Source organism: Streptomyces sp. NPDC015139, assembly GCF_043079785.1.
Lineage (GTDB): Bacteria > Actinomycetota > Actinomycetes > Streptomycetales > Streptomycetaceae > Streptomyces > Streptomyces albidocamelliae.
Map to the genome: position 1 here is coordinate 330858 of NZ_JBIBUW010000001.1, position 12386 is coordinate 343243.

14 protein-coding genes are annotated in these 12386 nt (G+C 72.6%); 8 read left to right on the plus strand and 6 right to left on the minus strand.

Going from position 1 to position 12386, the window contains the following annotated elements:
* Positions 1-120 precede the first annotated feature (120 nt).
* From ACF08B_RS01520 to ACF08B_RS01535, 4 genes are all read left to right on the plus strand, one after another.
* The gene (locus ACF08B_RS01520; protein WP_093472975.1) at positions 121-1140 is read left to right on the plus strand and encodes a sugar ABC transporter substrate-binding protein; all 1020 of its coding nucleotides are present in this window, start codon (positions 121-123) and stop codon (positions 1138-1140) included.
* The gene (locus tag ACF08B_RS01525; protein WP_093472974.1) at positions 1140-2216 is read left to right on the plus strand and encodes an ABC transporter permease; all 1077 of its coding nucleotides are present in this window, start codon (positions 1140-1142) and stop codon (positions 2214-2216) included. Before ACF08B_RS01520 ends, ACF08B_RS01525 begins: the two co-directional genes overlap by 1 nt.
* Positions 2217-2219: 3 nt before the next feature.
* Positions 2220-3131, plus strand: coding sequence for an ATP-binding cassette domain-containing protein (locus tag ACF08B_RS01530; protein WP_392315504.1), 912 nt, complete (start codon positions 2220-2222; stop codon positions 3129-3131).
* 139 nt (positions 3132-3270) lie between these two features.
* The gene (locus tag ACF08B_RS01535) at positions 3271-3471 is read left to right on the plus strand and encodes a hypothetical protein (RefSeq protein ID WP_093472971.1); all 201 of its coding nucleotides are present in this window, start codon (positions 3271-3273) and stop codon (positions 3469-3471) included.
* 60 nt (positions 3472-3531) lie between these two features.
* On the opposite strand, the gene ACF08B_RS01540 is transcribed toward ACF08B_RS01535, so the two are convergent.
* The 3 genes from ACF08B_RS01540 to ACF08B_RS01550 form a co-directional block, all read right to left on the minus strand.
* Positions 3532-4536 (minus strand): Gfo/Idh/MocA family oxidoreductase, encoded by a 1005-nt coding sequence (locus ACF08B_RS01540; RefSeq protein ID WP_392315505.1) that lies wholly within the window; start codon positions 4534-4536, stop codon positions 3532-3534.
* Positions 4537-4641: 105 nt separating this feature from the next.
* On the minus strand, positions 4642-5427 hold the full coding sequence (locus ACF08B_RS01545; protein WP_392315506.1) for an SDR family oxidoreductase: 786 nt from the start codon (positions 5425-5427) through the stop codon (positions 4642-4644).
* Positions 5418-6602, minus strand: coding sequence for a phytanoyl-CoA dioxygenase family protein (locus tag ACF08B_RS01550; RefSeq protein ID WP_392315507.1), 1185 nt, complete (start codon positions 6600-6602; stop codon positions 5418-5420). The genes ACF08B_RS01545 and ACF08B_RS01550 overlap by 10 nt, the downstream gene beginning before the upstream one ends.
* A gap of 110 nt (positions 6603-6712) precedes the next feature.
* Here ACF08B_RS01550 and ACF08B_RS01555 point away from each other — a divergent pair, with 110 nt between their 5' ends.
* Together ACF08B_RS01555 and ACF08B_RS01560 are read left to right on the plus strand one after the other, a co-directional pair.
* Positions 6713-7744 (plus strand): LacI family DNA-binding transcriptional regulator, encoded by a 1032-nt coding sequence (locus ACF08B_RS01555; RefSeq protein ID WP_392315508.1) that lies wholly within the window; start codon positions 6713-6715, stop codon positions 7742-7744.
* A 10-nt stretch (positions 7745-7754) separates the two neighbouring features.
* Positions 7755-8363 carry a poly-gamma-glutamate hydrolase family protein gene (locus tag ACF08B_RS01560; RefSeq protein ID WP_392315509.1) on the plus strand — a complete coding sequence of 203 codons (609 nt, stop codon included), beginning with the start codon at positions 7755-7757 and terminating at the stop codon, positions 8361-8363.
* Here ACF08B_RS01560 and ACF08B_RS01565 read toward each other — a convergent pair.
* Complete coding sequence (locus tag ACF08B_RS01565) at positions 8327-9487, minus strand: Gfo/Idh/MocA family protein (RefSeq protein ID WP_392315510.1); 1161 nt, start codon at positions 9485-9487, stop codon at positions 8327-8329. The genes ACF08B_RS01560 and ACF08B_RS01565 overlap by 37 nt on opposite strands.
* Positions 9488-9630: 143 nt before the next feature.
* On the opposite strand from ACF08B_RS01565, the gene ACF08B_RS01570 reads away from it, so the two are divergent.
* The gene (locus ACF08B_RS01570; protein ID WP_392315511.1) at positions 9631-10638 is read left to right on the plus strand and encodes a LacI family DNA-binding transcriptional regulator; all 1008 of its coding nucleotides are present in this window, start codon (positions 9631-9633) and stop codon (positions 10636-10638) included.
* On the opposite strand, the gene ACF08B_RS01575 is transcribed toward ACF08B_RS01570, so the two are convergent.
* On the minus strand, positions 10628-10972 hold the full coding sequence (locus ACF08B_RS01575; RefSeq protein ID WP_392315512.1) for a cupin domain-containing protein: 345 nt from the start codon (positions 10970-10972) through the stop codon (positions 10628-10630). The genes ACF08B_RS01570 and ACF08B_RS01575 overlap by 11 nt on opposite strands.
* A gap of 129 nt (positions 10973-11101) precedes the next feature.
* Here ACF08B_RS01575 and ACF08B_RS01580 point away from each other — a divergent pair, with 129 nt between their 5' ends.
* Complete coding sequence (locus tag ACF08B_RS01580; RefSeq protein WP_392315513.1) at positions 11102-11617, plus strand: hypothetical protein; 516 nt, start codon at positions 11102-11104, stop codon at positions 11615-11617.
* A gap of 46 nt (positions 11618-11663) precedes the next feature.
* Here ACF08B_RS01580 and ACF08B_RS01585 read toward each other — a convergent pair whose 3' ends face one another.
* Positions 11664-12242 carry a TetR/AcrR family transcriptional regulator gene (locus ACF08B_RS01585; protein WP_392315514.1) on the minus strand — a complete coding sequence of 193 codons (579 nt, stop codon included), beginning with the start codon at positions 12240-12242 and terminating at the stop codon, positions 11664-11666.
* Positions 12243-12386: the final 144 nt, after the last annotated feature.

The window sequence follows — 12386 nt, forward strand, 5'->3', positions numbered from 1 at the left end:
AAATGATGTCTTAACAAAGTATTGACAGCGGGCCCGTCAGGGACTTGGATCCCGTCCCAACGCACAGCGTGCCCAAGCGCAGGCGTCCCTCCCCCGACGCACAGTGAGGTGCAAGGACAGATGGACCGCTCTTCTCGCTCCCGCTCCCGCAGGCTGGCCCCCGTTGTGGCTGTGGCCGCCGCGGCAGCCCTCACCCTCGCCGGCTGCTCCAGCAGCTCCGGCGGCAAGAAGGCCGAGGAAGGAGCGGCGAACGCCTCCGCGGGCAAGGCCGACACCCCCCGGATGACCGTCGCGCTGGTCACCCACCAGGCTCCCGGCGACACCTTCTGGGACACCGTCCGCAAGGGCGCGGAGGCCGCGGCGGCCAAGGACAACGTCAAGCTGGTCTACTCCGCCGACCCGAACGCGGGCACCCAGGCCAACCTGGTGCAGAACGCCGTCGACCAGAAGGTCGACGGCATCGCGGTCACCCTGGCCAAGCCGGACGCCATGAAGAACGTGATCGGCAAGGCACGGCAGGCCGGCATACCGGTCGTCGGACTGAACTCCGGTCTGAGCGACTGGAAGAAGCTGGGCCTGCTGGAGTTCTTCGGGCAGGACGAGAGCGTGTCGGGCGAGGCGGTCGGCAACAAGCTCAACACCACCGGCGCCAAGAAGATCGTGTGCGTGATCCAGGAGCAGGGCAACGTCGGTCTCACCCAGCGCTGCGACGGCGTGAAGAAGACGTTCAAGGGCACCACTGAGACCCTGTACGTGAACGGCACCGACATGCCGTCCGTGAAGTCGACCATCACGGCGAAGCTCAAGCAGGACAAGTCCATCGACACCGTCGTCGCGCTCGGCGCGCCGTTCGCCCTCACCGCGGTGCAGTCAGTGGGCGACGCGGGCAGCAAGGCGAAGGTCGCCACGTTCGACCTCAACAAAGACCTGGTCAAGGCCGTACAGAAGGGAACCATCGAGTTCGCGGTCGACCAGCAGCCCTACCTCCAGGGCTACCTGGCGGTCGACTCCCTGTGGCTCTACAAGAACAACGGCAACTACAGCGGCGGCGGCGAGCAGCCGGTGCTGACCGGCCCGGCCTTCGTCGACAAGTCCAACGTCGACAAGGTCTCCGAGTTCGCCGCGAAGGGCACCCGGTGATGAGCATGGCCCAGCACGCCGAGCCGGCGGTGGGGACACCGCCGGCGCCCGGCCCCGAGCAGAGCGACGGCCGTACCACCCGGCGCCCCCTGGTGCTCCGGCTGCTGGCCCGGCCCGAGGTGGGCGTCTTCCTCGGCGCCGCCGCGGTCCTGGTCTTCTTCCTGATCGTCGCGCCCTCGGTCCGCCAGGGCAGCTCGATGGCCACGATCCTCTACCAGTCCTCGACCATCGGGATCATGGCCCTGCCCGTGGCCCTGCTCATGATCGGCGGCGAGTTCGACCTGTCGGCCGGTGTCGCGGTGATCACCTCGGCGCTCACCGCGAGCATGCTCAGCTACCAGCTGACCCTGAACGTGTGGACCGGTGTGATCGTCGCCCTGGCCGCCTCCCTCGCGGTCGGCGCCTTCAACGGCTGGATGGTGGTGAAGACCGGACTGCCCAGCTTCCTGGTCACCCTCGGCACCTTCCTGATCCTCCAGGGCGTGAACCTCGCCGTGACCAAGTCGGTCACCGGCAACGTGGCCACCGACGACATCAGCGACATGCAGGGCTTCGACCAGGCGAAGAAGATCTTCGCGTCGTCCTTCGACGTCGGCGGGGTGGAGGTGCAGATCACCGTGGTCTGGTGGCTGGTCTTCGCCGCCCTGGCCAGCTGGGTCCTGCTGCGCACCAAGTACGGCAACTGGATCTTCGCCGTCGGCGGCAACAAGGACAGCGCCCGCGCCGTCGGCGTCCCGGTCGGGTTCACCAAGATCACGCTGTTCATGCTGGTCGGCTTCGGCGCCTGGTTCGTCGGCATGCACAACCTGTTCTCGTTCAACACCGTGCAGTCCGGCGAGGGCGTCGGCCAGGAGCTCATCTACATCGCCGCGGCCGTCATCGGCGGCTGTCTGCTCACCGGCGGCTACGGCTCGGCGATCGGGCCGGTCTTCGGCGCCTTCATGTTCGGCATGGTCCAGCAGGGCATCGTCTACGCCGGCTGGAACCCGGACTGGTTCAAGGCCTTCCTCGGCGTGATGCTGCTCGGCGCCGTCCTGATCAATCTATGGGTCCAGCGCACGGCGACCCGGAGGTGACCGATGACTGACAACGCAACCGGAACCCACGGCGCCGTCCTGAAGGACGCCCCGCCCGAGGGGGAGGGCCCCCTGGTCGAACTGCGCGGCGCGGGCAAGTCCTACGGCAACGTCCGCGCCCTGCACGGCGTCGACCTGAAGGTGCACGCGGGCCGGGTGACCTGCGTCCTCGGCGACAACGGCGCCGGCAAGTCCACCCTCATCAAGATCATCTCGGGCCTGCACCAGCACACCGAGGGCGAGTTCCTGGTCGACGGCGCTCCGGTGCGGTTCACCTCCCCGCGCGAGGCCCTGGACCAGGGCATCGCCACCGTCTACCAGGACCTGGCCACCGTCCCGCTGATGCCGGTGTGGCGGAACTTCTTCCTCGGCTCCGAGATGACCCGGGGGCCCTGGCCCGTACGCCGGCTCGACATCGCCCGCATGAAGCGGACGGCCGACGAGGAACTGCGCAACATGGGCATCGTCCTGGACGATCTGGAGCAGCCCATCGGCACCCTCTCCGGCGGTCAGCGGCAGAGCGTGGCGATCGCCCGAGCCGTCTACTTCGGCGCCCGCGTCCTCATCCTGGACGAGCCGACGGCCGCCCTGGGCGTCAAGCAGTCCGGCGTGGTCCTGAAGTACATCGCCGCTGCCCGCGAACGCGGACTCGGCGTCATCTTCATCACCCACAACCCCCACCACGCCTACATGGTCGGCGACCACTTCAGCGTCCTGCGCCTCGGCACCCTGGAACTCTCCGCCGACCGCGAGGAGGTCGGCCTGGAGGAACTGACCAACCACATGGCGGGCGGCGCCGAACTGGCCGCGCTCAAGCACGAACTGGCCCAGGTGCGCGGCGTCGACGTGGAGGAGCTGCCCGAGGAGGGCGACCTGACCGCGCCGGTGGCGCCGTCCCCCGACGGCACGTCCTGACCCCGTCCCCGCCGGCCGGATCCCCTGCGGTTCCTGCGCAACCGCAGGGGATTCGGCCGGCAGGCGTACGGGAACCAAGCGGGGGCACGCGGGCGTTGTGAAGGACGACGGGGGATGCCCGCGCAGACGGGAGGACGAGATGACGCAGCGCACCGAGCCCCGGCAGAGCGCCCAGGACACGGCCACCACCGACGCGGCGGCCCGGCGTGCCCACCGCTTCGGCACACTGCCCGAGCGGATACGTCCGGAGGACACGGTCGAGACGAAGCCCGCGACCGTGCCGGACCCGGCCCGTGACACCTACAACCCGGACGAGTGGCTGATCCGGTACTGCGGCTGATCCTGGGCTGCGGCTGAGACGAGCGTGCGGCGCCCGGGGTCCGGGCGCCGCACCGCGGTCTCATCCCTTCCGCACCTCCGCGAGGCTCACCGGCCGGTGCTCGCGCAGCGACAGGGTGCAGGCCTCGGCGATCCAGCCCGCCTCCAGGGCGTCCTCGATCGTGCAGGGCGAGGGCCGGGTCCCGGCCACGACCTCGGTGAACGCGGTCAGTTCGGCGCGGTAGGCGTCGGTGAACCGGTCCATGAAGAAGTCGTGCGGGGTGCCGGCCGGGAAGCTCACGCCGGGCTCGACGGAGCGGAGCGGCAGCTGATCGTCCAGGCCCACGGCGATCGAGTCCCGGAAGCCGTGGAGCTCCATCCGCACGTCGTAACCCCGGCCGTTGTGACGGGAGTTGGAGACCACCGCGAGGGTGCCGTCGTCCAGGGTGAGGACCGCGCCGACGGTGTCCGCGTCGCCGGCCGCCGCGATGTAGTCGGCGCCGCGGTTGCCGCCGACCGCGTACACCTCGGTGACCTCACGCCCCGTCACCCAGCGGATGATGTCGAAGTCGTGCACGGAGCAGTCCCGGAAGATCCCGCCGGACGCGGCGACGTACGCGGCCGGCGGCGGAGCCGGGTCCAGGGTGGTGGACCGGACGGTGTGCAGCGTGCCCAGCTCGCCCGCCCGCACGGCGGCCCGCGCGGCGGCGAAGCCCGCGTCGAAGCGGCGGTTGTAGCCGATCTGGATCGGGACGCCGCTGTCGCGCACGGCCGCCAGCACCCCGACGCCCTCGGCCATGGTCCGGGCCACCGGTTTCTCGCAGAAGACCGGCACGCCCGCCTCGACGCCGGCGCGGATCAGCGCGGGATGGGCGTCCGTGGCGGCCGCCACGACGAGGCCGTCGACACCGGCCGCCAGGAGTGCCTCCGGCGAGTCCGCCACCTCGGCCCCGAACCGCTCGGCGGCGGCCTTGGCGGCGTCCGCGAACGGATCGGCGACGACGAGCGCCTCGACGGCGTCCAGTTCCGAGAGGGTCTCGGCGTGGAAGGCGCCGATGCGGCCCAGGCCGAGGATTCCGATACGCATTGCTTCGCTGCTTCCTTCTTGGTGGGTGAGGTTCGCCGCCGGGGCCCGGTCCGGCCCCGTTCGTCCGTCGGGCCCGCCCCGCGACGACGGGCGGGCCGGCACGTCTCAGTCCAGCCCGCCCAGTACGTTCTGGTCCCAGTCGATCACCGAGCCGGTGACCACGCCCGACCGGTCGGACAGCAGCAGGACCACGAAGTCCGCGATCTCGTCCGGACGGCCGAGCCTGCCCATCGGCAGCCGCTCCGCGGCCCGGTCCCGCCAGTCGTCGCCCGCGCCGTGGAAGGCGCGCTGGGTGGCGTCCTCGCCTTCCGTCGCCGTCCAGCCGATGTTCAGGCCGTTGACCCGGATCCGGTCCCAGCGGTGTGCGTGCGCGGCGTTCCGGGTCAGGCCCATCAGGCCCGCCTTGGCGGCCACGTACGGCGCCAGGAACGGCTGCCCGCCGTGCGCCGAGGAGGTGATCACGTTGACGATCGTGCCGGGCGCCTCGCGGGCCAGCATGTCGGCGACCGCGGCCTGCATCGCGAAGAACGGTCCCCGGAGGTTGACCGCGATGTGCTCGTCGAACAGCTCCGGTGTGGTGTCCAGCAGCGTCCCCCGGGAGGTCAGCCCCGCCGAGTTCACCAGGCAGTCGATCCGGCCGTACGCGGCCACCACCTCGGCCACCGACGCCTTCGCCTGCCCGGCGTCCGCGAGATCGGCCCGCACGTACCGCGCCTCGCCGCCGGCGGCCGTCAACTCGGCCACCAGGGCCTCGCCCGGTCCGGGCCGGCGCGCGCCCACCGCCACCACGGCCCCCTCCCGGACGGCGGCCCGCGCGATCGCGGCACCCACCCCCTGGCTGCCGCCGTTGACCAGGACGACCTTGTCCCGGAGGAGTTCGTTCAGAGCCATGGCTCTCCTCGGCCCTTCCGACGTTCGGCACCGGCCCGCAGTGCCTCGCGCAGCCGTTCCGGCGTCCACTCCTCGCGCACCGCGCGCCGCAGCAGGTCCGCCTGCGACGGCGGGGCCGGCCCGTCGACCGGCGGATCGCTGTCGAGGTCGGTGGGGAAGGGGTAGCCCTCGGCGCTCGCCGCGACGACGTTGTCGAGCCACTCCCGCGCCGCGCCCCGGGACCGGTGCCGCAGCAGTACCGGGAACACCGCACCGGCCACCGCCTCCCGGTCCACCGTCTCCATCGCGCGTCCGAAGGCGGAGGAGATCTGGAGGAGGTTGGCCGTGCGCCGCACGTCCGCCGTCCGGTTGGTCCCGGCGGCGTGGAAGAGCGCCGGGTTGAAGAAGGCCGCGTCACCCTTGGCGAGCGGGAGCTGCACCTGGTGCGCCTCGAAGTACTCCTGGAACGCGGGCAGCCGCCAGGCCAGATAGCCCGGCTCGTACGTCTGCGAGTACGGCAGGTACCGCGTCGGCCCCGACTCCACCGGCATGTCGCAGTGGGCGACCGCGCCCTGGAGCGTGAGCACCGGGGAGAGGCGGTGCACATGGGCGGGGTAGGCGGCCGCCGCCGCGTTGCTCAGGAAGCCGAGGTGGTAGTCCCGGTGCGCGGTCTGGCCGGCGCCGCCCGGGTTGACCACGTTGACCTGCGAGGTGACCTGATAGCCGGGGCCGAGCCAGGCCGTCGAGACGAGGGCCAGCACCTCGTTCGCGTAGTACGCGGCGAACGCCTCCGGGTCGTACAGGGCCGTCTTCTCCAGCGCGTTCCACACGCGGTCGTTGGCGCCCGGCCGCGCGAAGTGGTCACCGGCCGTCGTGCCGGAGGCCCGCTGCCCGGCGATCAGCGCATCGAAGACCGCCGTGAGCCGGTCGACGACGGCGGGGTCGGGGAAGGCACCCCGGACGACGACGATCCCGGGACCGTCGGCGAGCGCCCGCACCAGCTCGGCCCGCAGCGCGTCCCGGTCGCCGGCCGTACGCAGCCGCTCGCCCTCGTAGACGAGGACGTTCTCCGTCACCGAGGAGGCGTGCGGATGGTCAGCGAGACGCGTCGTACGGCCGACGAGCGCGCGGAAGGCGTCGAGATCGCAGTCCTGTTCGGACAGCCGGGCGCGGCCGGGGGCGGAGCTGAGGGACATCGGCGTCCTGCTTTCGGGCCTGGGATCGGCGCGGTCCTGTCATTCTTGTCAGTACAAACCCCTCGAACAACCAGCAGACACCCGTCAAAAACCCCTCAAGGAGCCGGTCCATGGGACACCCGTTCCCCATCCGGGAGATCGCGCGGCAGGCGGGCCTGAGCGAGGCCACGGTGGACCGGGTGCTGAACGGCCGGGGAGGGGTGCGCGAGAGCACCGCGCAGGAGGTGCGCCGGGCGATCGCCGACCTCGACCGCCAGCGCACCCAGGTCCGGCTGGCCGGCCGTACCTTCATGGTCGACATCGTGGTGCAGGCACCGGAGCGGTTCACCACCGCCGTACGCGCCGCCCTGGAGGCCGAACTGCCCTCCCTGCACCCGGCGGTACTGCGCTCCCGTTTCCACTTCCGCGAGACCGGCCCGGCCGCCGAGCAGGCCGGGACGCTGGACCGGATCGCCCGGCGCGGCTCGCAGGGCGTGATCCTCAAGGCGCCGGACGTCCCCGAGGTCACCGCGGCCGTCGGCCGGCTCACCGCCGCCGGCATCCCCGTCGTCACCCTCGTCACCGACCTGCCCACGAGCGGCCGGCTGGCCTACGTCGGCATCGACGACCGCGCGGCCGGCGCGACCGCCGCCTATCTGATGGGCCAGTGGCTCGGTGACCGGCCCGGCCACGTCCTCACCAGCCTCAGCAGCGGCTTCTTCCGCAACGAGGAGGAGCGGGAGATGGGCTTCCGCAGCGTGATGAGGGCCCGGCACCCGGAGCGGACCCTGGTCGAGATCGCCGAGGGCCAGGGCCTGGACGCCACGCAGTACGACCTCGTACGCGCCGCCCTGGAACGCGACGCTCAGATCCGGGCCGTGTACTCCATCGGCGGGGGCAACGACGCCACCCTGCGGGCCTTCGCGGATCTCGGCCGCGACTGCGCGGTGTTCGTCGCCCACGACCTCGACCACGACAACACCCGTCTGCTGCGCGAGCACCGGCTGTCCGCCGTCCTCCACCACGACCTGCGCCAGGACATGCGCGAGGCCTGCCGGCACGTCATGCGCGCGCACGGCGCGCTGCCCCCGGCCGGTCCGGCGCTGCCGACCGCCATCCAGGTCGTCACGCCGTACAACATGCCCGCGCGACGGGACGACTGAAGGGGATCGGGTGAGCTGGACCGAACACGTGGAGATCGAGGGCGTACCGCTGGTCGCGACCCTCGTGCCGGGCGGCACGATCGGGCTGCTCGCGCTGCACGGCAGCAACGAGGGGGGCACGGCCGAGCTGGCGGACCTGGTGGCCCGGCGCTGCGGAGCCACCAGCCTGGTCTTCACCCAGCCGGGAGTGCCGCGGCCCCGGCACATCCCGTCCCCGCGCATGGCGGTCGACCACTGCGCGCTGCTGCGCGAGTTCCTGGGCCGGGTCGCCCTCACGGTCTCGCTCCACGGCCACATGCGGTCCCACGCACCGCGGACCCTCTTCCTGGGCGGCGGCAACCGCGAGGCCGCACGCCTGCTCGCCGAGGAACTGCTCGTCCTCGCACCCCGGTTCCGGGCGGTCGCGGACCTGGCGGCGATCCCGGCCGCGCTGCGCGGGCTGCATCCCAGGAACCCGGTCAACCTCACCCGCCTGGGCGGGGTCCAGGTGGAACTGCCGCTCACGGCCCGGACCACCGGACCGGCCGACACGCCCCCGCAGCCGGTGGCCGACGCACTCGCCACCGGTGTCCGGCGGCTCGCTCAGCTCGCCTCGACGTCCACCCAGGACCCGCTCTGAACGGACCGCGCCATCGCGTCCAGCACGGCCGCACTGTGCACCGCGTCGGCCAGGGTGGCACCGTACGGCGTGCCCTCGGCGACCGACCGGACGAAGCGGTACGCCTCGATGACCTTCAGGTCGTCGTAGCCCATCGCGTTGGCCGCGCCCGGCTGGAACGCGGCGAACTCGCCGGCGCCCGGTCCGACGTACTCCGTGCTGACCGGCTGGTCCTGGTAGGTAGTGCCGAGGCTGGTGCGGAGCTCGTTCATCCGGCGGAAGTCCCAGAACACCGCGCCCCGGGTGCCGTGCACCTCGAAGCCGTAGGTGTTCTGCTCGCCGACCGAGACCCGGCAGGCCTCCAGCACCCCTCGGGCGCCGGAGGCGAAACGCAGCAGGCAGCCCACGTAGTCCTCGTTCTCGACCGGGCCACGCTCGCCGCCGGGGGCGAGGGCGTGACCGGCGGTGGCACCGGCCGGCCGCGCCCGCTCGGGGACGAAGACCGCGGTGTCGGCGGTGAGGGAGGCGATGTCGCCGAGCAGGAAGCGGGCCAGGTCGGCGCCGTGCGAGGCCAGGTCGCCGAGCACTCCGCTGCCCCCGCGCGCCCGCTCGTACCGCCAGGTCAGGGCGCCGTCCGGGTGGGCCGCGTAATCGCTGAACAGCCGGATGCGCACGTGGGTGACCGTGCCGATCCCGCCGGTGGCGATCAGGTCGCGGGCTGCTTCCACGGCGGGCGCGTTGCGGTAGTTGAAGCCGACCGCGCCCTGGACGCCCGCCTTCGCGACCGCGTCCGCGACGGCGCGGGCGTCCTCGGCGGTCAGCCCCACCGGTTTCTCGATCCAGATGTGCTTTCCGGCCTCGGCCATCGCCACGCCGATCTCCCGGTGCAGGAAGTTCGGCGCGGTGATGCTGACCGCCCGGACGCGCGGGTCGGCGGCCACCTCGCGCCAGTCGCGGGTGGCGGAGGCGAACCCGAACCGCTCGGCGGCCTCCTCGGCCCGCCCCGGTACCTCCTCGGCGACCGCGACCAGCCGCGGGCGCAGCGGAAGCCGCGGGTAGTGGTGCGGGAGCCGGGCGTAGGCCTGGGTGTGCACCCGGCCCATCCAGCCGAACCCGACGACGGCGACACCGAGCGCATCCACCATGACAGCCCCTCGTTGGACCGGTCCATCTCCTGTCCCGGTCACCATGTCCGGACATGGATCGGCTGTCAAGCAGGTCTCTCGCGTCCCCGGTGAGCCGCCCGGCGGCCTTTGACAGCCGGAACGGTCCATGGAACGGTCCATCCATGAGACCTCCGACGATCCGCGACGTGGCCGAGCGCGCGGGAGTGTCGAAGTCGCTGGTCTCCCTGGTGCTGCGCGGCTCCGGCCCGGTACGCGCCGAGAAGCGGGACGCCGTCCTGCGGGCCGTGGACGAGCTGGGCTACCGGCCCAACGCCGCCGCCCGCAGCCTGAGCGAGCAGCGCACCCGCACGGTCGGCGTCCTCCTGGACGACCTGCGCAACCCCTGGTTCGTGGACCTCCTGGACGGTCTGAACTCGCTGCTGCACACCGCCGGGCTGCACATGCTCCTCGCCGACGCCCGCCTGAACCGGCGGCTGGGTCACGACCTCGCCGAGCCCTTCCTGGACCTCGGCGTCGACGGGCTGGTGGTGGTCGGCACGGTCCCGGACGCGGGCGCGCTCGGCAGCCTGGCGCGGCGCGTGCCCGTCGTCGTGGCGGGCGCCCATGAGCACCGGGCGCCCGGCGTGGACGTCGTGGCCGGGGACGACGAACGGGGTGCCCGGCTCGCCACCGAGCATCTGCTCGGCCTCGGCCACCGCAGGATCGCGCACCTCGCGGGCCACGGCGCCGTCGGCGCGCTGCGCAGGCGGGGCTTCGAGGCGGCGATGCGGGCCCACGGCGCCGCGCCCTTCGTCGAGCCCGGCGACCTCACCGAGGAGGGCGGGTACCGGGGGACCGTCCGGCTGCTCGGCCGCGCCGACCGGCCGACGGCGCTCTTCTGCGTCAACGACATGGCCGCGATCGGCGCGCTCTCGGCGGCCGCGGAACTGGGCCTGCGGGTGCCGCGCGACCTGTCGGTGACCGGCTACGACAACACCGGCATCTCCCGGCTGCGCCACCTCTGGCTGACCACCGTGGACACCGCCCCGCACGAGATGGGCCGGCGTGCCGCACGCTGCCTGCTGGACCGCTTCGAGCGGCCGGACGGCGAGGGGCGCGTGCACCTCGCCGTACCGACGCTGGAGGTCCGGGGCACGACCGGGGAGCCGGCCGGCGGCCTCACAGATTGATCGCGTACGCCTTGCGCAGGGTCTCGTGCACGGTCCACGTCGTACGGTCGCCCGCGCGCAGCACCGCCATGTCGCCCGGGCCCACCGTCAGCGTGGGGCCGCCCTCGACCTCGATCGTCGCCGACCCGCTGATCACCACGAACAGCTCGTCCGCCTCGGTGTCCGTGACCACGCCGGGGGTGATCTGCCAGATCCCGCGGATCTGCCTGCCGTCCGGGGACTCCCAGACCACCTTGCCGGTCACCTCCGGGGTCCCGGAGACGATCTGCTCCGGGTCGAGGGGGTCGGGTTCGAGATCGGCGTCGGGGATGTGGAGCGCGAAGCTGTGCGTCATGGGCCGACCCTAGCGAGCGGCCGCACCCCGCCGCCGTGGACAGTGTGTGCGGCATCGGGCCTGGTCGGAGGACACTTCGTCGGGCGCCCGGACTGGCAGCCGGGCGGGGAGCGGGTGATCGTGGGGAGCATGTCCGACAGCACGGCGCCCGGCACGGCACCGCCCCGGCACCACGGCACGCGCGAGATCGTCCTGTTCGGCGGGGTGTACGGCGCCGTCCTCGCCAGCTCGATGGTCGCGGCGCTCACCCAGTACGGGCACACCTCCGCCGAGGTCCGCGGCTACGACGCCGCCTGGGTCCTGGTGACCGCCTGCGCCTCCGCCCTCGCCCACGGATACGCCCACTACATCGCCGAGCGGGGCCCTCACCGCCGCTGGGACGTCCTGCGCGCCCTGCGCGAGGAGTGGCCGCTCGTGGCGGCCGTGCTGCCGACGGTCCTGCTGCTCGCGGGCGCGTGGTGGAAGTGGTGGCCCGCCAACGGCGTCGAGTACGCGGCGTTCGTCCTCAACATCCTCATCCTTTTCGTGCTCGGCCTGGTCACGGCGCGCTGGGCGGCGCGCAGCTGGCCCGGCGCGGTACTCGTCGGCCTCGGGGACGCGCTGCTCGGGCTGATCGTGGTGGTGGCCAACGCGCTGATCAAGTAGGCCACCGACGGGCACGCCCGGCGTGAGCGGATCCGGGCCGCCCGGCTCAGCGGCCGGTGCGCACCCCGTCCAGGGCGATGGCGAGGACCCGGTCGCGCTGGGCGTCGTCGTCGAACGCCGTCGCCATGATCCCGGCGACCATCCGGAGCAGATCGCCGAAGTCCATGTCCGTCCGCGCCACGCCCGCCCGCTGCGCACGCTCCAGCAGCGGGCCGCCGGCGGCGTACATGGAGTCGCGGCAGGCCGTGAAGATGTCCGACTCGTTGTTCAGGGCCTCGCGCACCGCCCGCTTGGTGACCATGTAGCCGGCGAACCGGTCCAGCCAGGCGGTCAGCGCCTCCCAGGGGGCACCGCCGGCGAGTTCGACAGCGGCCCGGCACAGGGTGTTCACCTCGTCCGCGTAGACGCTCTCGAAGAGGTCCCGGCGGGTGGGGAAGTTCCGGTACAGGGTGCCGATGCCGACGCCCGCGCGGCGGGCGACGTCCTCCAGCGAGGCGTCCGAGCCGTGCTCGGCGAACGCCTCGCGGGCGGCGGCGAGCAGGGCGTCGTAGTTGCGTGCCGCGTCCTTGCGGTGCGGCCGGCGGGTCGCCACGATCTCGCCGACGGGGAACGGCGTGGCCGTCACTTCTGCCTCCCGGGGGTGGGCTCGAAACGGAGGTTGGCCTCCGTATCTTGAACCGGAGGAATACCTCCGTTACAGTGGAGGGGTACCTCCACTTTAGCAGTGCGGAGGTGGCTCCGCCGTGGACGGACGCGTCCCGGCGCCTGC

Excerpts from the sequence above, each read along its gene's own strand:
- ACF08B_RS01520 (WP_093472975.1), top strand. The coding sequence starts at position 121 with ATGGACCGCTCTTCTCGCTCCCGCTCCCGCAGGCTGGCCCCCGTTGTG.
- ACF08B_RS01525 (WP_093472974.1), top strand. The coding sequence starts at position 1,140 with ATGAGCATGGCCCAGCACGCCGAGCCGGCGGTGGGGACACCGCCGGCG.
- ACF08B_RS01530 (WP_392315504.1), top strand. The coding sequence starts at position 2,220 with ATGACTGACAACGCAACCGGAACCCACGGCGCCGTCCTGAAGGACGCC.
- ACF08B_RS01535 (WP_093472971.1), top strand. The coding sequence starts at position 3,271 with ATGACGCAGCGCACCGAGCCCCGGCAGAGCGCCCAGGACACGGCCACC.
- ACF08B_RS01540 (WP_392315505.1), bottom strand. The coding sequence starts at position 4,536 with ATGCGTATCGGAATCCTCGGCCTGGGCCGCATCGGCGCCTTCCACGCC.
- ACF08B_RS01545 (WP_392315506.1), bottom strand. The coding sequence starts at position 5,427 with ATGGCTCTGAACGAACTCCTCCGGGACAAGGTCGTCCTGGTCAACGGC.
- ACF08B_RS01550 (WP_392315507.1), bottom strand. The coding sequence starts at position 6,602 with ATGTCCCTCAGCTCCGCCCCCGGCCGCGCCCGGCTGTCCGAACAGGAC.
- ACF08B_RS01555 (WP_392315508.1), top strand. The coding sequence starts at position 6,713 with ATGGGACACCCGTTCCCCATCCGGGAGATCGCGCGGCAGGCGGGCCTG.
- ACF08B_RS01565 (WP_392315510.1), bottom strand. The coding sequence starts at position 9,487 with ATGGTGGATGCGCTCGGTGTCGCCGTCGTCGGGTTCGGCTGGATGGGC.
- ACF08B_RS01570 (WP_392315511.1), top strand. The coding sequence starts at position 9,631 with ATGAGACCTCCGACGATCCGCGACGTGGCCGAGCGCGCGGGAGTGTCG.
- ACF08B_RS01575 (WP_392315512.1), bottom strand. The coding sequence starts at position 10,972 with ATGACGCACAGCTTCGCGCTCCACATCCCCGACGCCGATCTCGAACCC.
- ACF08B_RS01580 (WP_392315513.1), top strand. The coding sequence starts at position 11,102 with ATGTCCGACAGCACGGCGCCCGGCACGGCACCGCCCCGGCACCACGGC.